Source organism: Devosia sp. 2618 (assembly GCF_040546815.1).
Lineage (GTDB): Bacteria > Pseudomonadota > Alphaproteobacteria > Rhizobiales > Devosiaceae > Devosia.
Genome location: NZ_JBEPOO010000001.1, coordinates 3,040,665 through 3,063,805 on the forward strand (window position 1 = coordinate 3,040,665; position 23,141 = coordinate 3,063,805).

Sequence of the window (23,141 nt, forward strand, 5' to 3'; positions counted from 1 at the left end):
GCGGAGGGGTTTGCCCCCTCACCCCACCCCTCTCCCCGGAGGGCGAGGGGGCGATAGAGCCAGACGCCTGGCTTTTGCGGCCTGTCCCTATTGCTTGGCCAGCACCGCGAGGAATGCATCGCCGTAGCGGTCGAGTTTGGCTTGGCCGACGCCGGGGAGGTTCAGCATGTCGTGGGGGTGCTTGGGCTGGGCCAGGGCCATGGCGCGCAGGGTGTTATCGTGGAAGATGACATAGGGCGGGACGCCCTGCGCCTTGGCGAGGCGGGTGCGCTCTTCACGCAGGGCTTCGAAAAGCGGCCGCGCATGTTCGGGGATGTTGGCGACGCGTTCGAGCGAGCGGCGGACTTCCACCGATTTGCGCGGACGATCCTTGCGCAGGATGACCGTGCGCTCGTGCTTGAACACGGCGTGGGCGCTCTCGGCAAGCGTGAGCGCGCCGTGATTGGCGTGGTCGACGACAATCAGGCCCAAGGCGGTCAGCTGGCGGATGACCGACTGCCAGACCTTGGCATCGAGATCGGCGCCCTGCCCGAAGACCTTCTGGTGTTGGTGGCCGAAGCGCTCGACCTTTTCGGTCGCTTTGCCCATCAGCACGTCGATGACGTGGGCCGCGCCGAAGCGCATGCCCGTGCGGTAGATAGCGGCCAGCGCCTTGATGGCGGCTTCGGTGCCGTCCCAGCTTTCGACCGGGGACCGACAAGTATCGCAATTGCCGCATTTGCCGTCATAGGCTTCGCCGAAATGGCTGAGGATGGCCTTGCGACGGCATTCGGCGGTTTCACAGACGCCAAGCAATGCGTTGAGCTTGCCGTGTTCGACGCGTTTGATTTCGTCGGGGGCATTGCCCTCGTCGATCATGCGGCGGCGCTGCACCACGTCGGCCATGCCATAGCTCATCCAGGCATCGGCGGGCTGGCCGTCGCGGCCGGCGCGGCCGGTTTCCTGATAGTAGGCTTCGATCGAGGCCGGCAGGTCCATGTGGGCGACATAGCGCACGTCGGGCTTATCGATGCCCATGCCGAAGGCGACCGTGGCCACCATGCAGATGTTTTCTTCCTTGAGGAAGGCATCCTGATTGGCGGCGCGCGTCTCGGCCGGCAGGCCCGCGTGATAGGGCAAGGCGGGTATGCCTTTGCCCGAGAGCCAGTCGGCAACATCTTCGACCTTGGCGCGGGAGAGGCAATAGACGATGCCGGAGCTGCCCTTATGTGCTGCGAGAAAGCTCAACAGCTGATCGCGGGCCTTGTCGCGCTCAACGATGGAATAGGAAATATTGGGGCGGTCGAAACTGGTGGTGAAGACCTTGGCCTGTTCGAGCCCCAGACGCTCAATGATGTCTTCGCGCGTCGTCGGATCGGCCGTTGCGGTCAGGGCAATGCGCGGCACGCCGGGGAACAGTTCGACCAGCTTGATCAGCTCGCGATATTCCGGGCGGAAATCATGGCCCCACTGGCTCACGCAATGGGCTTCGTCGATGGCGAACAGCGCGATGTCGATGCCCGATAACATGTTGGCAAAGCCCGGCGTCGCCACGCGTTCGGGCGCCACATAGAGCAGATCGAGCTGGCCATTGCGCAGCTTGCGGCGGACTTCGGCGGATTCGTCTTGCGACAGCGATGAATTGAGCGCTGCGGCTTCGACGCCGGCTTGCTTGAGCGCTTCGACCTGATCGCGCATCAGGGCGATCAAAGGCGAAATGACGATGCCGACGCCCGGACGGCAGATGGCCGGGATCTGGTAGCACATGGATTTCCCGGCGCCGGTCGGGAAAAGAACCACCGCATCGCCGCCGCCGACGACGTGTTCGACGACGTCAGCCTGCTGGCCCCGGAAGCTTTTGTGACCGAAAACGTCGCGCAGCACGGTCAGCGGATCGCGCGGCGATGCCACGGTGCCGCTGCTGAACATATCCCATGCCGATTCAAGTGTGCTCACCCCGTCCTTGAATCACAGGGTGGGGGTGAGCCGCAAGGCGGCAGAGGTCACCTATCGGTGCTATCCACCGGCTAAGGGCACGGCGTGTTGCGGACTTGGCGCGCCGGTGCGGTTTGGCGGCGCTATTTCAGCGGTTTGCTGAGATAGGGCGAGCCGCGTCGGGCGAAGCGCCAGGGCGTTTCGACGCCTTTGGTGAGGCCGATGCGCGGGCCGGTGCCGATATCGTGAACCATGTCGGCGGCCGTCAGCGTGAACGGCTCGGCGTCGAGCGGCAGGCCGTTTTGCGCAATGGTGACGCCCAGCGCCTGGCAGAGTTTGCCGGGACCGGAGCACAATTGTTTAGCCGCGACGCCACCGCGCCGGTCATGCATGAGGTCGACGCCATGGGTCGGCTCAAGCGCGCGGATCAGCACGGCGCTGCCGGTCTGGCAGACGAAGTTGAGGCACCAGTGGATGCCGTAGATTTTGTAGACATAGGCGTGGCCGGGCGGGCCGAACATGGCGGCATTGCGCGGGGTCGGGCCATTAAAGCTATGCGAGGCCGGATCGCTGGGCTCGTAGGCTTCGACCTCGACTAAGGGGCCGCCGACGCCGTCGACGAGCAGGGTTGCGCCGATCAGGTCGCGGGCGACGTCAAGCACGGGACGGTCAAAGAAGGCGCGGGTGAGTGGCTCGGGCATGGTCGTGATCTCGCTCAGGCGGGCGGCACCCAGTCGCGCATTTGCAGCACATTGCCGCCGAGCTTGGAGAATGCGCGCTGACGGCAGGAGAAGACGAGGATTTGCTGATCCCGCGATTGCTGGTGCAAAGCGTCGAACATGCGCTCAATGCGGTCATCGTCGGAATAGACCAAGGCGTCATCGAGGATGACCGGCGCGGGGCGCCCATCGCGCGCCAGCAGGCGGGCGAAGGCGAGGCGGGTGAGGATCGACAATTGCTCGCGCATGCCGCCGCTGAGGCGATCAACATCCTCGTCCTGCCCCTTGCGACGCACGGTTTGGGGCAGCAGCGTATCCTCGTCAAAGACGATGGAAATGTCGTCAAACAACAGGCCAAGCAGCGGGCGCAGCTCGGTGACGACGGGCTTGAGATAAAGGTCGCGGGCGGCAGAGCGGGCGGCGACGAGGCCCCGGCGCAAACGGTCCAGCACGGCGACTTCGGTTTCAAAGCGCGCAACGGCAGACGATGCGGCGGCGAGCAGATCGACGGTTTCCTGCCAGACTTCTTCCACCGCGCCATCGGCACGGGCGCTGATGGCGCCATTGAGGTCAGCCAGCGTTTCGCGCAGCTGACCGGCTTCCTGCATGGCGGCATCCTGCACCGAGCGAACGCGGCGCAAGGCGGCTTCGGCGGCAGCAAGATCGTGGGCAGACTGGCGCAGTTCAAGGGCGCGCGCGACGGCCGCGCTGTGGTGGGCGTGACGATCGGCCTGGTCTTGCGTGAGGCCTGCCTGTCGGGCGGCACGGTCGGGCTTGGGGCCAAGCGTCGCGTCGAGGCCGGCCAGTTCGGAGACCAGCGCGGCAAGCGCGGTTTCAGTTTCGACCACGGCGCTTGATGCCTGATCGAGCAGTGGCTGCAGTTCGCGGGCGCTGTTGCGGGTGGTCAGCATGGCCTGTTCGGCAGCGGCGTGGGCCTGCCGGACCTGAGAGGGATCGCCCTTGAGTTCGAGGCCGTCGCCGGTCGCCGTGACAAGCTGCGCGATCTCGGCCTGCAGGCGGGCGACGCCTTCGGGGGCAAGGTCGGCAAGGCGTTGGCGGGCGAGGTCGAGCTCTGCGGATTTGGCCTGGGTCTCGGCCTGTCGCTGGCGGGCGGCGGCAAGACTTTCGACGCCCATGCTAGCCAGCAATTTGGCGTGGCGGGCATCGGCCTGTTCGATGGCGGCATCGGCCTGTGCGGGACGATTGGAGCGCAGGGTGAGCGTACCGACGCCAGCGATATCGAGGCGCAAGGCATTGGCAAAGCTGAGGTCTTTGCCGCCATCAAGCGCTGTTCCCGCGGCGCTGATCGCGACAGGGGAACCGGGTTCGTAGTCGACGCGCACGGTCGGCAGCGTTGCGGCCTGGGCGGCGCGGAGGCGGACCAGCTCGACTTCGAGGGCCTGCAACTTGTCGATCTCGGCGGCGGGGATGGCGTTGGCCGCCAAGGCCGCCTGACCATCTTCGACGCTGGCACGAGCAAGTTCGGCCTTATCCAGCCGGGCACGGAGTTGGGCGAGTTTTTCGGCGGCATCGCGGGAGCGGAGGGCGGCGTCGAGGCGGGCCAGCAGGTCGCGCTGCTCGCGTTCATTGGCTTCGGCGGCCTCAATGGCGGTGCGGGCCTGTTGGCTATCGGCGACGAGCGCGGTGCGGCGCTGCAAGGCCACGTCACGCCGTTGCTGGGCGTCGCCGAGACGGAGTTCGAGTGCGTGATGGCGTTGCGTGGCAGCAGTGTAGTCGTCCAAGGCGGTTTTGGCCGCGTCATGGCGATGCAGCGCGAGGGCCGCTTCGGCCTCGGCGATCTTGAGGGCGTCGCTGTGGGTTTTGGCGGACTCAAAGGCGGCTTCAGCGCCAGCAATGGCGGCCTTGCGCGCGGCCTGTTCGTCGGCCTGCTCGATTTCGGCGAGCCGGGCGCGAACCAGACGGCGCTTGTCCAGCGCGGCGCGGAGGCCTTCGACTTCAGCCTTGAGCCTGGCTTCCTCGGCAGATAGCCGTTCGCGTTCCTCGATGGCGGCTGCATAGCGGCCACCGGCCTTGGGGCGCAGGGTGGCAGTGACCAGACGGAACAGTTCTTCTTCGCAGGCGGCGAGGATCTCGGCCATGCGGCGGCCGCCGGTGAGGGCTTCAACTTCCCCCTGCACCGAGGTCAACAGGGTTTCGCGGACGCGCTTGTCGCTTTCTTCTTCGCTATTGCTGCGGCGCTCCATGCCGGTAACGCCCTGGCGCACCCAGAGCAGGCCGGCCGGCCCCGCGCTGCCGCCGCGCGTCAATTCGCTGATAAAAGCTTCGGCTTCGTCGGCCTGCGCCACGAGGCGACCGCTGGCCAGATCAAGCACGCTGGCGCGCTTGCCGCCATAGAATTGCTTGGTCAACCGGAAGGCGCCCGCATCGGTGACAATATCGGCCTCGACCAGCGGATTGCCGCCGCTATAGGGGCGCAGCAATTGCACGATTTTGGACGTGCTGGTGTGGGGCTGAAAGAACAGGGCGTGCAGCGCTTCAAAGGATGTGGACTTGCCGTGTTCGTTGGCGGCCGTCAGCACATTGACGCCTTCGCCAATGCCTTCAATGGCGACGCCGCGTCCGCCGAAGCGTTTGACATTGTGGAGGCGCAGCGCAGTGAGTTTCATGGCGCCACTTTCTCGCAATAGCTGAACAGCCGCACCAGTGCTTCGCGGGCGATGTCACGTTCGTCGGCGGAACGGTAGGCGTCGTCGCTTTCGGCCAGTAGGGCGTCTGCGGTGTCGCGCAGGGCACCGGCACGGTCGATCAAGTCCAGATCGCTGATTTCGCAGTCGGTGGCGAGGTCGGTGGTGTTGAGTTCGAGGTGGGCAAAGTCGTGTGACAGATGCTCGATGGCCGAAACCAGCGCCGTGTGTCCGGCAAGGCGGGCGCGGCCACTGGCCACGACCTGCAGCAGGGTCTGGCGGCGCTGCAGCGCGGGCGGCAACAGGGCATCGAGATTGGCGACGCCATCTTCTGTCGAAAGCAGATCCAGCGGCAGGGTGCGCCAAACAAAGCTGGCGGTTTCGACGGGTGTTACCTGTGGTGGCGCGCCGGGGCCGTCGAAGGTGACCAACAGGGCCGAGCCGGGCTTGTCATGCTTGAAACGGTCGGGTTCGGGCGCGCCGCTATACCAGGTGCGGTCGTTGACGGCGATCTGGCCATGCCAATCGCCCAGCGCCAGATAGTCGAGCCCGGCCAGCGTGGCGCGGTTGGGCGCGATGACGTCGGAGGCGGCGGCGTCTTCGCTAAATTGCTGGATCGCGCCATGGGCGAGGCCAATGCGCAGCGAACCGGCGGGTGTGGCGGCTCCGTCCATCCAGGCGGTCAGGTCGCGGCCGGGGCGACGGGCGGTGCAGGGCGCGGGCAAGAGCACAACGCCGGGGGCGAGGTCGATCAGGTCGGTATTGGTGGCGAGGATCACATTGGGCGGCAGCGTGGCGCGGGCAGCGTCCCAGAGTTGGTCGGCCAGGAGGCTATCGTGATTGCCGGGCAGGATGACCCAGAGCAGCGGTGCGTGATGGCCCATTTCGGCCAAAGCCTGCCGCAGGATTGTCGGGGTCGGGGTTTCGGTATCGAAAGTGTCGCCGGCCACTAGGATGACGGTGGCGCCGTGTGTTCGCGCCTGCGCCGCAATGCGGGTGATGGAGCCATGGCGCGCCTCGCGCAGACGGCCGCGCAAATCTTCAGGCAGATTGCCGAAGCGTTTTCCCAGATGCAAATCAGAGGTGTGAACAAAACGGAACATTGCACCACCCAAACCTCAGTCGCCGCACAAATGCAACTGCGGTGCGTGGTGAGGCCTCCAAATGAAGGATGCGGGCGGGGCGAAGAAAGCTCATGCTGAACTCTCCATTCAGTGGCGGTTCATCGTCAGGATGGTGATTATGACTGCACAAACAACAGGAGCCGCGACCGATGCCTTCCTCGTTTTCCCACCTGCTGGCCGGAACGTCCCTTATGGTATCTGTCGCCCTGTTTTCGGGCGCGGCGCTGGCCGACCCCATCGATGACAGGGCGCTGGCCTTTGTCAGCACCGAGCATGCCGAAGTGCTGCCGCTGCAATATATCAATGAGGCGCTGGACGACATGGTGGATGCCGATCCCACCGCCATGATCCCGGCCGATGCCGACATTTCGCCGATCGAAAAAGCGCTGCTGCTGATCGATACACAGGAAGAACCCCTACCCCGGGCGCGCTATGTGCTGCGTTATAATCGGGAGATCGTGGACGGGGTGGAACTGTCGCTGGTTGCCATCGATCGCTACAATCTTGGGCCGGCTATTCGCGCGGAAACGGCACTGTCCTATGGCGAGGAAAACACCGCAAACGCCGAGGAATTCGGCATTGGACCGCATGTGCGCTGGCGCTTTGCGACACAACCAACGGCCAAACTCGCCGCGCTTTTGCTGGCTGCAAGCCGCGAGGAAATCAGCGAAAAGCAGGCCAAGCGCGGCAATTGTTTTGGCCGCACCTGCCTGTCGCTTGATCCGCTTGATGTGGTGGCGGACTGGGCCGAGTGGACGCAGTATGAAACGCCCCTGCCCGAGGTCGTTTACCCCACCGTTCTGAGCAACCTGTTCAATGGCGAAGCGACTGAACTGGCGCCAGCTTTGGTGGCGCTCGAAACGGCGCAGGCGGCTGGGCTGGCGGATGGATTGGCCTGGACCCTGCCCGAAAAGCAGGGGGGCGACAACGACACGCCGTTCATCGTCGTCATCGTCGACCGGAATCTGGGACAGGAAGTGATGTCGGACGTGGCGCTGGGCGTCGCCAAGATGGGGCTGGATAGCGAGGAACACTGGACCCGCATTTCGGGCGGGATTTTCGATGGCGTGCCCACCCAAAACCTCACTACCGCGGAAGGACCGCTGAAATGAAAACCACAGCTCGGACGTTTCTTATCGCATTGGCCGGCCTGGGGCTGGCTGGCTCGGCACTGGCTCAGACTTTCCCGGTACCGAGCGTCGATCCCCATGCGTCGGCCTGGGGCGTGCGCGGCTCGTTCACGCTCTACTATTATGGCCAGCTCAAGGATGGCACCGCCTGCCCGGCGTCGCCCAATGCGCTGCAATATGCCATTGTCGAGGGTGACGGAGAGCTGGAGTATCTGCACAATTACGGCCTGCGGCCAGACGTCGATCCGGCGCTCGCGCAGGCCTTTGAAAAGGGGACGTTCTGTTCGCTGGCCTTTGATGGCGAGGCCCGTTTTCTGTTCCATCACGGCAAGGTGGCGACGCTCGCGCCGACTGCCGTTTCGCCGCCCGAGCCGACGCCGTGGAGCGCGACACAGTTCGAAGGGCAGATCAAAATTGGCTACGCCCCGATCAATTGCATCCAGGCGCCCTGCATCGGAGGGAGCTACAGATTCAGCATCGATGGCGAGCAGGTGGGCGCGAGTGGGTCGCTGACCGTGGTCAATGGAGCGGGCGGAACACCGCTGGTTTACAATGGCGAAATGCCACCCTTCGACACGCTTTCGGGCACGTTGCGGATTGATGGTTTCCAGGCGGTCATCACCGCTCGGTGAGGCGCATAAATCTTGACGATTTTGCGTTCGGGACCAAGCGCTTATGGGGCTTTTGGCATTGCGCCCCCGATGGCCCGATCATAGACTAATCGGGCGCCTGAACGGGGCGTGCTCGCAAGAGCTGACTGGTCACAAGAACCAGCACCTGAGGAGGACCTATGGCGACCACCACAAAGCCGCTGATCATCAGCGCGCCTGAGCCGCGCAGCATTGATCTGATCTTCACCGACGTAGCCAAAGAGGCGCTCTACGACCGCTATCGGATCGTTGAAGTCGAGCAGCACAAGGTCGACGAACTGCCCGAGGAAACGCTGGCGGAAGCGCGCTATATTCTGGGCCAGCCACCGTTATCGCCTGAGCTTTTGGCTCGGCTGCAAAACCTGCGCTGCGTGCTCAATGTCGAGAGTAACCTGATCAACAACATGCCCTATGAGACGTTGTTTCAGCGCGGCATTCATGTGGTGACGACGGGCGCGGTGTTTGCCGAACCGGTAGCCGAGATCGGGCTGGGCATGGCGCTCGATCTGGCGCGCGGCATCAGCCAGTCGGACGCGGCGTTTCGTACCGGCACCGAACTGTGGGGCGGCGATGGCAATAGCACGGCGCGACTGCTGAGCGGGGCCGAGGTTGGCATTATCGGCTTTGGCGATCTGGGGCGGACGCTCAACCGATTGCTCACCGGCTTCCGTTGCACCATCCGCGTGTTCGACCCCTGGTTGCCACCGAGCATTTTGACCGATCATGGCGTTGTTCCGTCGTCGCTGGACACGGTGCTCACCCAGAGCGACTTCATCTTCGTAATGGCGGCGGTGACGGCGGAGAACAAGTCGTTCCTCGATGCCGAGGCCTTTGCCAGCATGCGGAAGGGCGCCAATTTCATCCTGCTCAGCCGGGCCGATGTGGTGGATTTCGATGCGCTGCTGGCGGCGGTGCGGAGTGGCCATATTCAGGCGGCGACCGACGTATTTCCCGAGGAACCGCTGGCGGCAGATCATCCGGCGCGCAGCGTGCCGGGCTTGTTGCTGTCGGCGCATCGGGCAGGTGCGCTTGATATCGCGTTCAAGCGGATGGGCGACATGGTGCTCGAAGACATGACGCTGATGGATCGCGGTCTGCCGCCGATGCGCTGCAAGCGGGCCGAGCGCGAAACCGTGGCGCGGATGCGCTCGAAACCGGTCGATCGCAATTGATCAGGCAGGGTGCGCGATGAACCCAACGGAGTCGCGCACCATCAATTCGGGCGGCAGCTGAACCGCCTTGGGCAGCGGCGTGTTGGCCTCGAGATGGCTGATGATGGCCTCCGCAGCACGCCCGCCCATATCGACCGATGGCTGGCAGATGGTGGTCAGCGGCGGCAGGGTATGCGCGGCAAAAGCGATATCGTCATAGCCCACCACCGACACATCTTCGGGCACGCGCAGACCCGCCTCATGCAGACCATGCAGCACGCCGATGGCCATGATGTCGCTGAGGGCAAAGATGGCCTGCGGGCGCGGCCGCCCCGATGACAGAATGGCGCGGGTGGCTTCGAGTCCGCCGTCCATGCTGATATCGGTACGCACCATCCAGCCGGGCGGCAGCGCGATGGCGCGTTCGGCGAGCGCAGCCTGAAAACCGGTCAGGCGATCACGCATGCGGGGGTGCTGTTCGGGTCCGGTGACGACAGCGATATTGGTGAAACCACGGTCGGCGAGGAATTCGGCAACGATGCGGCCACCGGCGATAGAATCGTCGGAAAACACCGAGCCGACAGAGCCGGGCGGCGCATCGATGGCGACCAGCGGCACGCGCTTGACCTGCCCGACATGATCGAAAAACTCTGGGCTGGCGTTGGAGGTCATCACCACGATGGCGTCAACACGCTTGATCAAGAGGGCCTGCAGATAGACCACCAACTGGCTGGCCACATCATCTGTATTGCAGATCATCAGCGCATAGCCATGCTTGAAGCAGACGCGCTCGACACCCCGGATGACCTCGCCGAAAAACGGGTTGGTCGTGGTGGTGACGATCATGCCGATGGTGCGCGTGCGGTTCGATTGCAGCGCCCGCGCCACGCCGGACGGCACATAGCCCAGCTCGGCAATGGCGGCGAAGACGCGCTCGGCAGTTTCTTCGCTGACAGGGCGCGACTTGTTGATGACGTGCGAGACGGTGGTGAAGGACACCTCGGCCCGGCGCGCGACGTCCTTGATGGTGACCATCGATAGTGACCGGGCGTGTTTCTCAGGTGCCCGCTTTTGACTTCAGCCAGCGGTCGAATGCAACGGCTATGATCAGGATCAGGCCAATGACAATGCTCTGGGTGTAGGAGGAGACATTGTTGAACTGCAGCCCGTTTTGCAACACGCCGATCAGCGCAGCGCCAACCACGGTGCCGCCGACGCTGCCAATGCCGCCAAACAGCGATGTGCCGCCGATGACCACAGCCGAGATGACTGTCAGCTCATAGCCCATGCCCGCCACCGCTTCTGCAGAATTGAGCCGTGCGGCGAGGACGAAAGCTGCAAGACCGGCGAAAAAGCCGACGATGACATAGACCGAGACCAGGATGCGGTCGACGCGAATCCCAGACAGACGCGCGGCCTCGGCATTGCCGCCCACCGCATAAACGGCGCGGCCATAGCGCGTGTAGCGCAGCACGATGTGGCAGAGCACGGCGGCGACGGCGAAGATGATGACCGGCACCGGCACCGGGCCAATAAGGCCCGTACCGAACCAGCGCATTGAGGCATCGAAACCCGAGATCGGGCCGCCATTGGACAGCGTCAGCGTCAGGCCGCGCCAGATGGTGAGACCGCCCAGCGTCACGACGAATGGCGGCACCTTGAGTCGGGTGATGGCGACGCCCTGTGCGCCGCCGGCGATAGCGCCGACGACGACAGCTGCCAACAGCGCGGCGAACCAGCCAAAGCCCTGCCCTGCACCGGCCGATAGCGACATGGAGTTTGCCGTGCCGCCCTTGGCGACGATGGCCGCAACCATGCCGCAGAAGGCGAGCAGCGAGCCGACGCTGAGATCAATGCCGGCGGTCAGAATGACGAAGGTCATGCCCAACGCGATCAGCCCAGTGATCGAAATCTGGCGCATGATGTTGAAGACGTTGATCGGGTCGATGAAGGTGGGCTTTAGGGCCGTGAAGATGACGATCAGAGCCAGAAGGAAGATCAGCGGCGCAAAGCGCTGCACCAGTGTGAACAGGCCCGGATTGCGCTTGGTGGTGGTCGGGGTGGTGCTCATGCCAATTCTTCCTGCTTTTGTCCAAGTGCCATCAATGCCATCAACCTTTCCTGTGTCGCCTCCTGTGCCGGAACCTCGCCGGTTAACCGCCCTTCGCGCATGGTGACGATGCGATCGCTGACCGCCAGAACCTCGGGGAGTTCGGATGAAATCACGATGATCGCGATGCCGCGTGAGGCGAGTTCGACAAGGATCTGGTGGACCTCGGCCTTGGCGCCAACATCGACACCGCGCGTGGGCTCATCGACGATCAGAAGCTTTGGATCGCGCGCCAGCCATCGGGCCAGAATGACCTTTTGCTGATTGCCGCCCGAGAGGCCATCGATGCGCTGTTCCTGGGTGGCGAGGCGGATGCTGAGCTGGCGTTTGTAGTCTTCCAGATCGTCGCGCTCCTGCCGCTCATTCATGAAGCCAACGCCGTTGGACAGTTTCTTGAGGATCGCCGAGGAGAAATTGCTGCGAATGCTGAGTGCCGGGAAAATCGCCTGATGCTTGCGGTCTTCGGGGACAAGGCCAATGCCCGCTTCGATGGCGTCGGCAGGACCAGCGGGCGCATAGGCGGCACCATCGAGTGTCATAGTTCCGGCGGCAATGGTATCGGCGCCGAAGATGGCACGGGCCAGTTCGGTTCGACCGGAGCCGACCAGTCCAGCAATGCCGAGGATTTCGCCGCGGCGTACATCGAGATCAATACCCTGCAGAACGATGGCATGGGGCGCGTCTGGATCGGGCGTGGTGCGCAGGCCGCGAATGGTCAGCAGCACTTCGCCGGCCTGATGAATGTCGGTGGTGCGGGAATAGAGATCGGAAGCGGCGCGACCCACCATCATTTCAATGATCGGGGGAATGGGAATGCCATTTTCCTGCCGCGTCAGCGAACCGACCAGCTTGCCGTCGCGCAGCACCGTCACCCGATCGCAGACCGCCGAGGCTTCTTCGAGCCGATGGGTCACGAACATGATCGAGACGCCTTCGCTGCGCAGCTGCTGCATGATGCCGAGCAATTGCTGCACTTCGGTCTCGGTGAGCGCCGAGGTGGGCTCATCCATAATGATGAGGCGGCTTTCGAGCGACAGGGCGCGCGCGATTTCGACCAGTTGCTGTTCGGCCACCGAGAGCGCGGACACCGGCGTATCGGTGGGGATGTTGAGATTGACGCGGCCGATAATGGTGGCGGCCTGTTCGCGCATGGCGCGCCAATCGACAAAGCCCAGGCCATTGAGCGGCGCGCGGCCGATAAAGATGTTTTCAGCCACCGTCAGGGTCGGGATCAGGCTGAGTTCCTGATAGATGGTGACGATTCCCGCCGCCTTGGCCGCGTTGGGGCTGGTGGGGCTATAGGGCTCGCCGCCAAAGGTGATGGTGCCGCTCGACGGCGGCTGCACGCCGGAGAGGATTTTGAGCAGCGTGGATTTGCCAGCGCCGTTCTCGCCGAGCAGGCCGAGGATTTCGCCGCGCCGCACGTCGAGCGTGACGTCGCTGAGGGCGGTGACGCCGGAAAAGTGTTTTGAGACGCCCGTGACTTCCAACAGCTTCTGGCTATCGGACACGACGGTTCCGCTGGAGACGACCATGCGCTCCTCCCGGTTACGAGATGGCAGGATGGGTGCGGTCGGCCGCGCGGGCGGCCAACCGCTATGTCCTCAGGACTAGCCGGCTTCGCCGATGCGTTCGGCCTTGTCGAGATTGTCCTTGCTGATGACGATTGGCGTCAGCAGCACGAGTGGCTCGGCAGGCTTGGTGCCATTGCGGGCAAAGTCGAGCGCGATGCGAACGGCGGTACGGGCCTGTTCGCCGGGGAACTGCTCGACCGTGCCGGCCAGAAGGCCATCGCGAACAGCGGCCAAAGCTTCTGGCAGGGCGTCAAAGCCATAGATCTTGACGTCGGTAAAGCCACGCGCGGCGCAGGCTTCGGCAGCGCCGAGGGCCATATCGTCATTGGCGCAGATGATGGCGTCCGGCTTGCCGGCAGACGCCAGGCCCGCCTCGGTGACCGAAAGGGCTTCAGCGCGGGCGAAGTTTGCCGTCTGTTCGAAGACGATCTGGTACTTGTCCTTGATCGGGTCGATGACGTTGTGGACGCCGAGGTTGCGGTCGATGGCGGGACCGGCGCCGGGCTGGCCCTGCAGGTGGAACACCTTGGCGCCATTGGGGAAAGCATCTACCACGGCCTGGGCCTCGGCTTCGCCGCCCTTGACGTTGTCGGCGCCCACATGGGCGAGCACGCCTTCGACACCATCGACGCGACGGTCAACCGTGACCACGGGAATACCGGCCTGCACAGCCTGTTCGACGGCTGGCGCCAGCGCGTTCACATCGAGCGGCGCGATGACGATGGCATTGACCTTCTGCACGATGGCCGCTTCGACGTCGGCGGTCTGCTTGGGTGCGGAGTTCTGACCGTCGCTCTCGATCAGGTTGACGTCTTGGGTGGCTGCCTCGTCCTTGATCTGGTTGAGCATGTGGACGAAGAACGGGAAGCCAAGGCTCGGCACCGAGCCCAGGATCGTTAGTTTGTCCTGTGCCAGGGCAGCAGGCGCGGCAACGGCAAGCGCACCAAGCGCCACCGTAGACATCAGAAAACTGCGTCTATCCATGGGGTTCCTCCTCAGGAAACGATATCGCGCGACCCTCGCATTTTCTGCTTTTTTGGCCTGCGCAAAAAGTAGCCTAGCCCGAGGCAAACGTTTGCGCAACAGGGTAGGTGGGGTGGGAGAAGACGAGAGGTGCCGCCCTGAGAAATCGGTGCTTCCCCAAAGGTCGCAATGGATACGGGCTAGGTGCGATGCGTTTCCAAGCTGATTGCCTTGGCATGCGCTGACGCACCTCAACTCCCCACAAAATTGCCTCTGCCGATTTTTCGACCGGCGGGCTATGGCAACTTTGTGGATGGCATCCGTCGCCATGCCATGGTCAGTTGCTGGCGACTCACGACAAGTGCCGGGGCTATCCATCTTGGTGCGTGAGCTTTCCAAGACCTGTGGCACTTTGCCTTCACACTCGAGAACCTGCGCGGAACAATGTCGGATTACTTTCAGAACGCCAGCAGTCTGCACACTCATCTGCTCAATGAGATCGGCAAGGCCATTGCCACCGGGGCTTATCCGGAGGGGACCGTGCTACCGCGCGAGGCGGAGTTGCAGGAGCAGTTTCAGGCGAGCAGGCAGACGGTGCGCGAGGCGATCAAGGTGCTGTCGGCCAAGGGCATGGTTTATGCCCGCAAGCGTGCCGGCACCTTTGTGCAGCAGCGGGACAAGTGGAACCTGCTCGATCCAGACGTGCTGGGCTGGCACGCAACTGGGGCCATTCCGCACGAAATACTGGCCGATTTCGTCGAGATGCGCCGCCTGATCGAACCGGCTGCGGCGCGATTGGCAGCGCAGCATGCGACCGATGGCGATGTGGAGCGAATCCGCGTTGCGCTCAAGGACATGCAAGATTTTGTGTCGGACACCGAGCACTTTTATGAGGCCGACATCGAGTTCCATATGGCTATTTTTTCGGCCAGCAAGAACCGTGTCATCGACAGGATCAGCGCCATTCTGCGGCCGCTGCTGGAGGCCAGCTTCAAGCTGCAGAGCGAAGCCAATCGGTCCGAGGGGCTCGATGCGGGCTATGATCTGCACGAGGCGGTCTATCTCGCGATCTCGGCCCATGATGGCGAAAAGGCGCGATCAGCCATGGAGCATCTGCTTGAGCGCGCCATGAAGGAAATTTAGCGCAGGTATCTTGCGCGATCTGAAATGCCTCCATAATATGTCCGACATATTATTTGACTCAACGGCGGACGCAGATCTGCCTTAGTCGGGAGGTCGGCATGGAAAAAGCTCCAGCCCCGCGATTGCCAAATCAGAGTATCGGCTCCGTCGTCACCGCTATTGGACCGGTCTGGGTTGCAGTTATCGCCCTCTATGTGATCTCGGCGATTATCTCACCGGCAATGTTCCAACCGTCGCAGGTGATGAACATCTTGCAGGTTGCCGCCTTTGTTGGGCTGATTGCATGCGGCCAGACGCTTGTATTGCTGATTGGCGGCATCGACATGTCGCAGGCCGGCGTCGTCACCCTGATCAACATCATCGCGACCTCGATGATGATGGGCAGCGATGCCAATATCGGCTTTGCCGTCGTCGCCTGCCTCGGGCTGGCGTTGGCCATTGGCGCGGCCAATGCGTTCCTGATCGTCATGCTGCGCATCACGCCGCTGATCGCGACACTGAGCACCAATTCGATCCTGTTCGGCATCGCGCTGATCTATACTGGCGGCGCCCCGCACGGCTCGTCGGCCCCGTCGTTCAACTGGCTCGGTCAGGGCAATATCGCAGGCTTTCCGGTCTCGGCCCTGTGCTGGCTGGCAGTCGCGCTGATGCTGGCCTGGGTGACGCGCGCTACGGTCTATGGCCGCTGGCTTTATGCGACCGGCGCGAACCCAGTCGCAGCCCGCATGATGGGCATTCCGACCCGTGCCGTGCAGGCGTCAGGCTACATTGTCAGCGCGCTGACGGCGGCGCTCGGCTCGCTGTTGCTGACGGCCTATGTGGGTTCGCCCAGCCTAGGCATCGGCAATCAATTCATGTTCACGGCCGTCGCGGCCGTGGTGGTGGGCGGCACGGCGCTCAGTGGTGGCATTGGCGGCGTCATGGCGACCGTTGGCGGCGCCATTTTCATCACCGAGCTCAACAGTTTCACCAACATTATCCGCATCAACACCGGCACCCAGATGGTGCTTCAGGGCGCGATCATCGTGGCCAGTGTGGTGCTGTATCGAGCGGTCGCACAGAAGCGCCGCTAACCGTAAGCCAAGCTTACATTTGTGGAGGAAGTAACATGCAGTCGTTTGATATCGGCCTCACCCGTCGCAGGCTGTTGAAGTATGGCATGGCAGGTCTTGGCCTTGCCGCCACCACGCCATTCTTCGGCGCTCTGGCCGACACGATCAGTGACGCCACCCAGACGTTCTCGGGTCCGCTGATTTCGGGCAAGAAGAAAGACGGCCCCTATCGCATCGGTTTTGCCAATGGTTTTTCCGGCAATAGCTGGCGCGCCATGGCGATCCGCGCGCTCGAGCTGGAAGCCGCGCAGCACCCAGACATTGCAGAGCTGATCGTGGTCGATGGCCAGAACGACATCACCAAGCAGGTCAACGATATTGAATCGCTGATCAGCCAGCAGGTCGATGCGATCCTGGTCATCGCCAATTCGGGCGCGGCCGTTGTTCCCGCGCTTAACAATGCGCGTCAGGAAGGCATCATCGTTGCGCCGTTCAACCTGCCAATCGATGGCGAAGGGTACGACGTTTACGTCGGCACCAATCCAGAGATCAAAGGGCAGTCGTCGGGCACTTGGCTGCGCAATGCGCTGGGTGGCAAGGGCAAGATCGTGGCGCTGGGCGGCATTGCTGGCAACTCCTACACGGCAGCCGGTTGGGCTGGCGCGCAGAAGGCGTTTGAAGGCAGCGAAATCGAAGTGCTGGCCTATCGCGACACCGACTGGTCGGAAGACAAGGCCAAGGTAGTCATGAGCGATCTGATCGCGGCCTATCCTGAAATCGACGGCATCTGGGCCGATGGCGGGCAGGTGACGGCAGGCGCGTCCAACGCGCTGCTGGCTGCTGGTCGTCCGCTCGTTCCCGTGACCGGCGATGACTATAACGGCCTGCTCAAGCTCTATGCCGCGCAGAAGGACAGCCAGCCCAAGTTCGATATCGGCCTGATCTCCGAGCCGACATGGGAAGGCGTTGTGGCGCTTCGCAATTCGTTGGCGCTGCTGCGCGGCGAAGAACTGCAGCGCGATCTGGTGATCACGCCAAAGCTGATCACCAAAGACAATTACACGTCCTACATCCGCCCAGAACTGGCTGATGGCGTGTTTGTCGATACGAACCTGTCCACCGAAGAACTCGAAAAGATCTTCGGCTGAACCTAGCGGCGGCGGACCATGGCACAGCAACAGCAATTGCCCCTCGCGGTTGAGGGCATCGTTAAAACCTTTCCAGGCGTGAAGGCCTTGGGCGGCGTGTCGTTTGACTGCCGTCCAGGGGAAATCCACGCGCTGGTGGGCGAGAATGGTGCCGGCAAGTCGACGCTGATGCGCGTTCTGACCGGGGTCTATCGCCCCGATGCGGGGACCATTCTGATCGACGGCAAGCCCGTCACGCTGACCGGACCCGCCGACTCCGCCGATCACGGCATCGCCATGGTCTATCAGGACACCAATCTGGTGCCCGACCTCGACGCCGTGCAGAACATCTTCCTCGGGCGCGAGCCCGGGGGAGCCATCATCGATTACGCTGCCATGCGCGAAGCAGCGCGCAGCGTTCTGGCGCGGCTGGGTGAAGACATCGACCTGCGTGAGCGGGTTGGCGACAAGCCGCTGGCGGAAAAACAGATCATCGAACTGGCGCGCGGCCTGTCGCGCAATGCGCGGGTTCTGATCCTTGACGAACCCACCTCGGCGCTGACGCCGCGCGAAGTCGACAAGCTATTTGCCATCCTGCGCACGCTGCGGGCCCAAGGCACGTCGATCATCTTTATCTCCCACCGCCTGCCCGAGATTTTCGCGATTGCTGACCGCATCACCGTCCTCAAGGATGGGCAGATGGTAGGATCGGTCGATGCAGCCACCACGAGTGCCGACCAGATTGTCACCATGATGGTTGGGCGCGAGCTATCTCTGACCTATCCGCCGCGCGCCACGAGCGTCGGGGAAACCGTGCTTGGCGTCTCGCACATTTCCGGCGTTGGCGCGTTCAAGGATGTGAGCTTTGAGGTGCATGCCGGCGAAATCGTCGGCCTGGGCGGCATTGCCGGCAGCGGTCAGCAGGACATCGTGCGCAGCATTTTCGGCCTGACGCCGGCGAGCGGCAGCATCACCATCAATGGCGTCAAACAGAGCTATTCGACACCCTCCGATGCCATCAAGGCCGGCGTGGTCTACCTGCCGTCGGATCGGCGTGGCGAGGGCATGTTCCTTCCGCATTCCATTTCCAGCAATATCGTTCTGCCGCATATCAAAGACTGGTCGCGCTTTGGCGTGCTCGACAATGCCCGCGAGCGCGAGGCCGTCGCGGCGCAAGTCGCTGCGCTGCGGGTCAAGACCCCAAATGTGCAGCAGCCAGTGGAGCTGCTGTCAGGCGGCAACCAGCAGAAGGTGACCTTTGCGCGCTGGCTGCTGGCCAATCCGAAAATCTGCATTTTCGACGAGCCAACGCAGGGCGTCGATGTCGGCACCAAGGCCGAGATTTACACCCTGATGCGCCAGCTGGCGCAGCGCGGGATTGCGATCATCGTGGTGTCGTCCGACGTGCAGGAACTGATCGGGATTTCCGACCGTATTCTGGTGGTCGCCAATGGTAGCATTGTCGATGAAGTGCCCGGCGCCACGGCGACGGAAGAACGTATCATTGGCAGCGCCGTCAAATCGGTCGAGGCTGGCGTCGTGCCGGAGAAGCCGGTCTCCATCCGCAAGCCACCGGCAACGCCGGCTGCGCGCCTGTTCGGGCGCTATGGTGCGACGTTGCTGCTGCTCGCCATCACCGTTGGCCTTTGTGCCTATGCATCGCTGGCCACGCCCTATTTCCTGACACCGCGCAACTTCGCATCGCTCGCCGTGCAGATCGCGCCGCTGGTGTTTGTTGCACTGGGGCAGTTTGCCGTAATCGCGCTGGGCGGCATCGACCTTTCGGCGGGCCCCAATATCAGCCTCTCGACCGCCATCGCCTCGTTCCTCTTGGTGGCAGGCGCGCCATTTGGTCTGGCTGGCGGGCTGGTCATCGTGCTGGCGGCAGGACTGCTGGTGGGGCTGCTCAATGCCATCCTCATTCAGGGGTTGAAACTGCCCGATCTGGTGGCAACGCTCGCCACCTATTCGGTGGTAGCGGGTCTGGCGCTGATCGTGCGCCCGGCCCCCGGCGGGCTGCTCGATTCCAGCTTTACCGATCTGGTGCTCATACGCGTAGGCAATGTGCCGGTGGTGTTCATCGTCGCGGTGCTGGCCGTGCTGGCCTTTGAATTATTGCTGCTGCGCGGCAAGCTGGGTCTGCGCCTGATGGCGACCGGTTCCAATGCCAATGCGGCCTATGTCGCCGGTGTCAAAACCGGTCGCGTGCGCCTGGCCGCCTATATGTTCTGCGGCTTCATGGCGGCCGTCGCGGGCGTCATCATCGCGTCGCGCATCGGTAGCGGCGATCCGCAGGCGGGCACCGTTTTTACGCTGATGTCGGTGACGGCCGTGGTGCTTGGCGGCACCAGCGTGTTTGGCGGCAAGGGCACGGCGCTCGGCGTGTTCGTCGCCGCCTGCCTGCTGATGGTCATCCAGAACGCCATGAACCACCTGCAGATTTCGGCCTATTGGCAATATGTGCTGACCGGTGGCCTGACGCTTGCAGCTGTCGCGATCTATGCGGCCCGCAGCGATGGCAAATGGCGCGACTGGCTGACGACCTTCGCCCGTCTCAAGCGGACAGATTAGGAGCTCGCCATGACCGATGTCGTGCGCTGCGTGGTCGACGCTGCCAACATACTCGGCGAAGTGCCCGTCTGGGACGTGACCGAGCAAGCGCTTTATTGGGTCGATATCGAAGGCAAATTGCTGCAACGGTTGACGCCGGCCACCGGCAAAGTCGATCGCTGGGAAACGCCCGAGCGCATCTGCAGCGTTGCAGTGCGCGAGCAAGGTGGCCTGATCGTCGCCTTCGCCTCCGGGCTTGCCTTTTATGATCCAGATAGCGGCGCTATCGAGTGGATCGCGCGCCCCGAAGCCCATCTGCCGGGCAACCGTTTCAACGAGGGCAAGGTCGACCGGCGTGGTCGCCTCTGGGCCGGCACGATGGACGATAGCCTGACCAGCCACACGGCAGGGCTGTATCGGCTCGACCCGGACAAGAGCCTGCACAAAGTGCTGGGCGATGTCGGGATTTCCAACTGCTTTGTCTGGTCCGCCGACAATACAAAATTCTGGTTTGCCGACACGCTCGACAAGCAGATTTCGCGCTTTGACTACGACCATGCCACGGGCGCGCTGTCTAATCGGCAGGTGTTCGCCGACACCACGGGCACCGGCTATGGCCCCGATGGCGGCGCGATGGATGTCGAAGGCTATCTCTGGGTCGCGATGTGGGATGGCTGGAAGGTCACCCGCTTTGCCCCCGATGGCAGCATTGACCGCGAGGTCAAACTGCCAGTGTCCAAGCCCACCAGCTGCATGTTTGGCGGGCCAGACCTCAAAACCCTCTACGTCACCAGTGCGGTGTGGGACCTCAAGGGCGACGCCCTTGCTGCCCAGCCGCTGGCTGGTGGGCTTTTTGCCATCGACGTCGGCGTCGCTGGCCTCCCCGAAACGCGCTTCGGCGGCTGACTTCCTCTCTTTCCTTCCGAGATCCGCATGAAAATCACAGCTATCAAGACAGTCGTCGTCAACGCAGAAATGCGCAACTGGGTCTTCGTCAAAGTGGAGACCGATGTGCCCGGCCTTTATGGCTGGGGCGAGTCGACGCTGGAGTGGAAGACGCGCGCCGTAGTTGGCGCCGTGGCCGATCTAGAGCCATTGCTGGTGGGCCGTGATCCACGCGATATCGAGCAGGCCGTGCGCATCATGCACAAGCATGGCTTCTGGAAGATGGGCTCGATCGGCGCCTCGGCCATTTCGGGCATCGAAGTGGCGTTGTGGGATATTCTGGGCAAGGATCTGGGCGTGCCGGTGTGGCGTCTGCTCGGTGGCAAGACGCGCGAGAAGGTGCCGGTCTATACCCATCTGGGCCTTGGCGACATGAAGTCAGTCTATGAGACCATGCAGGTCGAGCAGCTCAAGGATCGGGCGCTCGAAGTGGTCGAGAAGGGTTATAACGCGCTCAAGGTCGTGTTCATCCCCTATACCCATTACACGACCACCATTCGCGCTGTGGACCATGTCCAAAAGCTGATGATGGGTCTGCGTGAAGCGGTTGGCGACGATGTCGAGATCATGGTCGATTTCCATGGCCGCCCCGCTTCGGCTTCGGCAGCGCTCGATTACATCAACGCTCTGGCGCCCGGCCGTCCGCTGTTCGTGGAAGAACCCGTCCCACCATACGATCCGCTGCTGATGGCCGAGGTCACCGCGCGCTCGCCGGTGCCAATAGCGACCGGCGAACGCCTGATAGGGCGGGCTGAGTTTGATCCGCTGTTCCGCGCCCGCGCGCTCCATATCGCCCAGCCCGACATTGCCCATACCGGTGGCCTCAGCGAAGCGCGCAAGATTGCCGCGGCCGCGGAGACCGCAGGCGTTGGCATTGCGCCGCACAACCCGCTCGGCCCGATTGCTGGCGTCACCGCGCTGCACTTTGACATCGCGACACCGAACTTTGTGATCCAGGAAGAAATGACGGGTGCCGTGCCGTGGTACGATGAGGTGGTCGATAGCCCGATCCGCCGCGTCGATGGCGCCTGGCAGATCCCGGAGCGCCCGGGCCTTGGCATCGAAGTCAACGAAGCGCTTGCCGCCAAGCACCCCTTCGAGCAGGAAGTGTTCCACACGCTCAATGCGGTGCTGCCGGACGGGACCATCGTCGACTGGTAGGCCGCAAATCTGTCAGCGTGGCCACGGGCTGGTCACGCTGATGCCCGCCCGCAAAACGTCATGCAATAGCCGCCTGAGCGGCCCCCAAACACCCCATTGCCAGTGCCCCGTAGCGGGAGCATACTCGGCATAGTTTAGATATGAACTGTATTGCTGGGACCGAAATTGGCTCAGGTGGCAGACGGCTTCACTGCAGGGAATACCGAGCGTCCGCTCGCCAATTTCGCACGCTTTTCAACGACTGATGTGGACGATGCCCGCGAGCGCGTGGCGCGGGTTTATTGCGACCATCGGCTGGAGCTTTCTGGCGGTGGGCGCAAGCTCGATGCCTGGCAGAATATGGTTAGGCTGGGCTCCATCTCGGTCGGTGCGATGGGCTATGGCGCCGATGTCGTGATCGATCCGGGTGCGCTGGGCGAATTCTACCTTCTCATGCTGCCCTATTCGGGCAAGGCGAGCATTACTCATGGCCGCGATGCCATGGTGAGCGATGCGCAATCGGCCTCGGTACTGGGGCCTGAAGCCAGCACGCTGATGGATTGGTCCGCCGATTGCTGCAAGACCATGGTGCGCATCGACAAGGCGGCGCTCGAACAACAGCTATCGCGCATGCTGGGCGGCGCGCCGGCGCAGCATCTGACCTTTGATCTGGCCATGCCACAGGTTGGTGCGGCAAGCCGCTGGTGGCGCACGCTGCGGCTGTTGATCGAAGAGATCGAGGCCGATGGCGATGCGCGCGAGGGCATTGCGACCAACCTGCATGAAACGCTGCTGCTGGTGAGCCTGTTGGAACATCAGCCCAACAATTTCAGCGCACGGCTGGCCTGCCGCCATGGCGCCATTGCCCCGCGCCATGTGCGCAATGTGGAGGCCTATATCGAGGCCAACGCCGACAAAGCGCTGACGCTCGACGATCTGGTCGAAGTCAGTGGCGTTAGCGGCCGGGCCTTGTTTGAAGGGTTCCGCCGGTTTCGCGGCACGTCGCCACTGGCCTATGTCCGCACGGTGCGGATGGGCAAGGTGCGCGACGGATTGCTGGCCGCCGAGGACGGGGATAGCGTTACCTCCATCGCCACCCATTGGGGCTTTTATCAGCTCGGGCGCTTTGCGGCGCAGTACAAGGTGATGTTCGGCGAAGCGCCGTCTGAAACCTTGCGTCGTCGCTAGGAACCGGGCGCAGTTT

18 protein-coding genes are annotated in these 23,141 nt (G+C 63.2%); 10 read left to right on the plus strand and 8 right to left on the minus strand.

All coding sequences use genetic code 11. The features are described from left to right. Window positions 1–87 precede the first annotated feature (87 nt). The 4 genes from recQ to ABIE28_RS15125 all read right to left on the minus strand — a co-directional run bounded on the left by recQ (window position 88) and on the right by ABIE28_RS15125 (window position 6,381). Window positions 88–1,908 carry a DNA helicase RecQ gene (recQ, locus tag ABIE28_RS15110; RefSeq protein ID WP_354066461.1) on the minus strand — a complete coding sequence of 607 codons (1,821 nt, stop codon included), beginning with the start codon at window positions 1,906–1,908 and terminating at the stop codon, window positions 88–90. Window positions 1,909–2,057: 149 nt separating this feature from the next. Then, a complete protein-coding gene (locus tag ABIE28_RS15115; RefSeq protein WP_354064319.1) occupies window positions 2,058–2,615 on the minus strand; it encodes a DNA-3-methyladenine glycosylase in 558 nt (185 codons plus the stop codon). A gap of 14 nt (window positions 2,616–2,629) precedes the next feature. Continuing rightward, window positions 2,630–5,260 carry an AAA family ATPase gene (locus ABIE28_RS15120; protein WP_354064320.1) on the minus strand — a complete coding sequence of 877 codons (2,631 nt, stop codon included), beginning with the start codon at window positions 5,258–5,260 and terminating at the stop codon, window positions 2,630–2,632. Then, entirely contained in the window at window positions 5,257–6,381 is a 1,125-nt protein-coding gene (locus ABIE28_RS15125; RefSeq protein ID WP_354064322.1) for a metallophosphoesterase family protein, read from the minus strand. Before ABIE28_RS15125 ends, ABIE28_RS15120 begins: the two co-directional genes overlap by 4 nt. A 170-nt stretch (window positions 6,382–6,551) precedes the next feature. Here ABIE28_RS15125 and ABIE28_RS15130 point away from each other — a divergent pair, with 170 nt between their 5' ends. The 3 genes from ABIE28_RS15130 to ABIE28_RS15140 all read left to right on the plus strand — a co-directional run bounded on the left by ABIE28_RS15130 (window position 6,552) and on the right by ABIE28_RS15140 (window position 9,354). Continuing rightward, on the plus strand, window positions 6,552–7,514 hold the full coding sequence (locus ABIE28_RS15130) for a hypothetical protein (protein ID WP_354064324.1): 963 nt from the start codon (window positions 6,552–6,554) through the stop codon (window positions 7,512–7,514). After that, complete coding sequence (locus ABIE28_RS15135) at window positions 7,511–8,164, plus strand: hypothetical protein (RefSeq protein WP_354064326.1); 654 nt, start codon at window positions 7,511–7,513, stop codon at window positions 8,162–8,164. Before ABIE28_RS15130 ends, ABIE28_RS15135 begins: the two co-directional genes overlap by 4 nt. Window positions 8,165–8,322: 158 nt before the next feature. After that, entirely contained in the window at window positions 8,323–9,354 is a 1,032-nt protein-coding gene (locus tag ABIE28_RS15140) for a hydroxyacid dehydrogenase (RefSeq protein WP_354064327.1), read from the plus strand. Here the strand turns inward: ABIE28_RS15140 and ABIE28_RS15145 are convergent, their stop codons facing one another. From ABIE28_RS15145 to ABIE28_RS15160, 4 genes are all read right to left on the minus strand, one after another. Then, window positions 9,355–10,368, minus strand: a complete 1,014-nt coding sequence (locus ABIE28_RS15145) for a LacI family DNA-binding transcriptional regulator (protein WP_354064329.1) — start codon at window positions 10,366–10,368, stop codon at window positions 9,355–9,357. A gap of 22 nt (window positions 10,369–10,390) precedes the next feature. Continuing rightward, on the minus strand, window positions 10,391–11,404 hold the full coding sequence (locus ABIE28_RS15150) for an ABC transporter permease (protein ID WP_354064330.1): 1,014 nt from the start codon (window positions 11,402–11,404) through the stop codon (window positions 10,391–10,393). Continuing rightward, window positions 11,401–12,978 carry a sugar ABC transporter ATP-binding protein gene (locus ABIE28_RS15155; RefSeq protein WP_354064332.1) on the minus strand — a complete coding sequence of 526 codons (1,578 nt, stop codon included), beginning with the start codon at window positions 12,976–12,978 and terminating at the stop codon, window positions 11,401–11,403. Before ABIE28_RS15155 ends, ABIE28_RS15150 begins: the two co-directional genes overlap by 4 nt. 75 nt (window positions 12,979–13,053) lie before the next feature. Next, entirely contained in the window at window positions 13,054–14,001 is a 948-nt protein-coding gene (locus tag ABIE28_RS15160) for a substrate-binding domain-containing protein (protein ID WP_354064334.1), read from the minus strand. A gap of 423 nt (window positions 14,002–14,424) precedes the next feature. Here ABIE28_RS15160 and ABIE28_RS15165 point away from each other — a divergent pair, with 423 nt between their 5' ends. The 7 genes from ABIE28_RS15165 (at window position 14,425) to ABIE28_RS15195 (ending at window position 23,125) form a co-directional block, all read left to right on the plus strand. Beyond that, window positions 14,425–15,123, plus strand: a complete 699-nt coding sequence (locus ABIE28_RS15165; protein ID WP_354064336.1) for a FadR/GntR family transcriptional regulator — start codon at window positions 14,425–14,427, stop codon at window positions 15,121–15,123. Window positions 15,124–15,221: 98 nt separating this feature from the next. Next, window positions 15,222–16,196, plus strand: a complete 975-nt coding sequence (locus tag ABIE28_RS15170) for an ABC transporter permease (RefSeq protein ID WP_354064338.1) — start codon at window positions 15,222–15,224, stop codon at window positions 16,194–16,196. 35 nt (window positions 16,197–16,231) lie between these two features. Continuing rightward, window positions 16,232–17,323 (plus strand): ABC transporter substrate-binding protein, encoded by a 1,092-nt coding sequence (locus ABIE28_RS15175; protein WP_354064340.1) that lies wholly within the window; start codon window positions 16,232–16,234, stop codon window positions 17,321–17,323. An 18-nt stretch (window positions 17,324–17,341) separates the two neighbouring features. Further along, window positions 17,342–19,873 (plus strand): ATP-binding cassette domain-containing protein, encoded by a 2,532-nt coding sequence (locus ABIE28_RS15180; RefSeq protein WP_354064342.1) that lies wholly within the window; start codon window positions 17,342–17,344, stop codon window positions 19,871–19,873. Window positions 19,874–19,882: 9 nt separating this feature from the next. Next, window positions 19,883–20,758: an SMP-30/gluconolactonase/LRE family protein gene (locus tag ABIE28_RS15185; RefSeq protein WP_354064344.1), complete on the plus strand. Its 876-nt coding sequence runs from the start codon at window positions 19,883–19,885 to the stop codon at window positions 20,756–20,758. Window positions 20,759–20,785: 27 nt separating this feature from the next. Beyond that, the gene (gene dgoD / locus ABIE28_RS15190) at window positions 20,786–21,958 is read left to right on the plus strand and encodes a galactonate dehydratase (RefSeq protein WP_354064346.1); all 1,173 of its coding nucleotides are present in this window, start codon (window positions 20,786–20,788) and stop codon (window positions 21,956–21,958) included. Window positions 21,959–22,132: 174 nt separating this feature from the next. Next, window positions 22,133–23,125, plus strand: a complete 993-nt coding sequence (locus ABIE28_RS15195) for an AraC family transcriptional regulator (protein ID WP_354064348.1) — start codon at window positions 22,133–22,135, stop codon at window positions 23,123–23,125. The last annotated feature ends 16 nt before the right edge of the window (window positions 23,126–23,141 follow it).

What these genes read in the sequence shown, in the direction of transcription:
- recQ (WP_354066461.1), bottom strand. Translation starts at nt 1,908, where the DNA reads ATGTTCAGCAGCGGCACCGTGGCATCGCCGCGCGATCCGCTGACCGTG.
- ABIE28_RS15115 (WP_354064319.1), bottom strand. Translation starts at nt 2,615, where the DNA reads ATGCCCGAGCCACTCACCCGCGCCTTCTTTGACCGTCCCGTGCTTGAC.
- ABIE28_RS15120 (WP_354064320.1), bottom strand. Translation starts at nt 5,260, where the DNA reads ATGAAACTCACTGCGCTGCGCCTCCACAATGTCAAACGCTTCGGCGGA.
- ABIE28_RS15125 (WP_354064322.1), bottom strand. Translation starts at nt 6,381, where the DNA reads ATGTTCCGTTTTGTTCACACCTCTGATTTGCATCTGGGAAAACGCTTC.
- ABIE28_RS15130 (WP_354064324.1), top strand. Translation starts at nt 6,552, where the DNA reads ATGCCTTCCTCGTTTTCCCACCTGCTGGCCGGAACGTCCCTTATGGTA.
- ABIE28_RS15135 (WP_354064326.1), top strand. Translation starts at nt 7,511, where the DNA reads ATGAAAACCACAGCTCGGACGTTTCTTATCGCATTGGCCGGCCTGGGG.
- ABIE28_RS15140 (WP_354064327.1), top strand. Translation starts at nt 8,323, where the DNA reads ATGGCGACCACCACAAAGCCGCTGATCATCAGCGCGCCTGAGCCGCGC.
- ABIE28_RS15145 (WP_354064329.1), bottom strand. Translation starts at nt 10,368, where the DNA reads ATGGTCACCATCAAGGACGTCGCGCGCCGGGCCGAGGTGTCCTTCACC.
- ABIE28_RS15150 (WP_354064330.1), bottom strand. Translation starts at nt 11,404, where the DNA reads ATGAGCACCACCCCGACCACCACCAAGCGCAATCCGGGCCTGTTCACA.
- ABIE28_RS15155 (WP_354064332.1), bottom strand. Translation starts at nt 12,978, where the DNA reads ATGGTCGTCTCCAGCGGAACCGTCGTGTCCGATAGCCAGAAGCTGTTG.
- ABIE28_RS15160 (WP_354064334.1), bottom strand. Translation starts at nt 14,001, where the DNA reads ATGGATAGACGCAGTTTTCTGATGTCTACGGTGGCGCTTGGTGCGCTT.
- ABIE28_RS15165 (WP_354064336.1), top strand. Translation starts at nt 14,425, where the DNA reads ATGTCGGATTACTTTCAGAACGCCAGCAGTCTGCACACTCATCTGCTC.
- ABIE28_RS15170 (WP_354064338.1), top strand. Translation starts at nt 15,222, where the DNA reads ATGGAAAAAGCTCCAGCCCCGCGATTGCCAAATCAGAGTATCGGCTCC.
- ABIE28_RS15175 (WP_354064340.1), top strand. Translation starts at nt 16,232, where the DNA reads ATGCAGTCGTTTGATATCGGCCTCACCCGTCGCAGGCTGTTGAAGTAT.
- ABIE28_RS15180 (WP_354064342.1), top strand. Translation starts at nt 17,342, where the DNA reads ATGGCACAGCAACAGCAATTGCCCCTCGCGGTTGAGGGCATCGTTAAA.
- ABIE28_RS15185 (WP_354064344.1), top strand. Translation starts at nt 19,883, where the DNA reads ATGACCGATGTCGTGCGCTGCGTGGTCGACGCTGCCAACATACTCGGC.
- dgoD (WP_354064346.1), top strand. Translation starts at nt 20,786, where the DNA reads ATGAAAATCACAGCTATCAAGACAGTCGTCGTCAACGCAGAAATGCGC.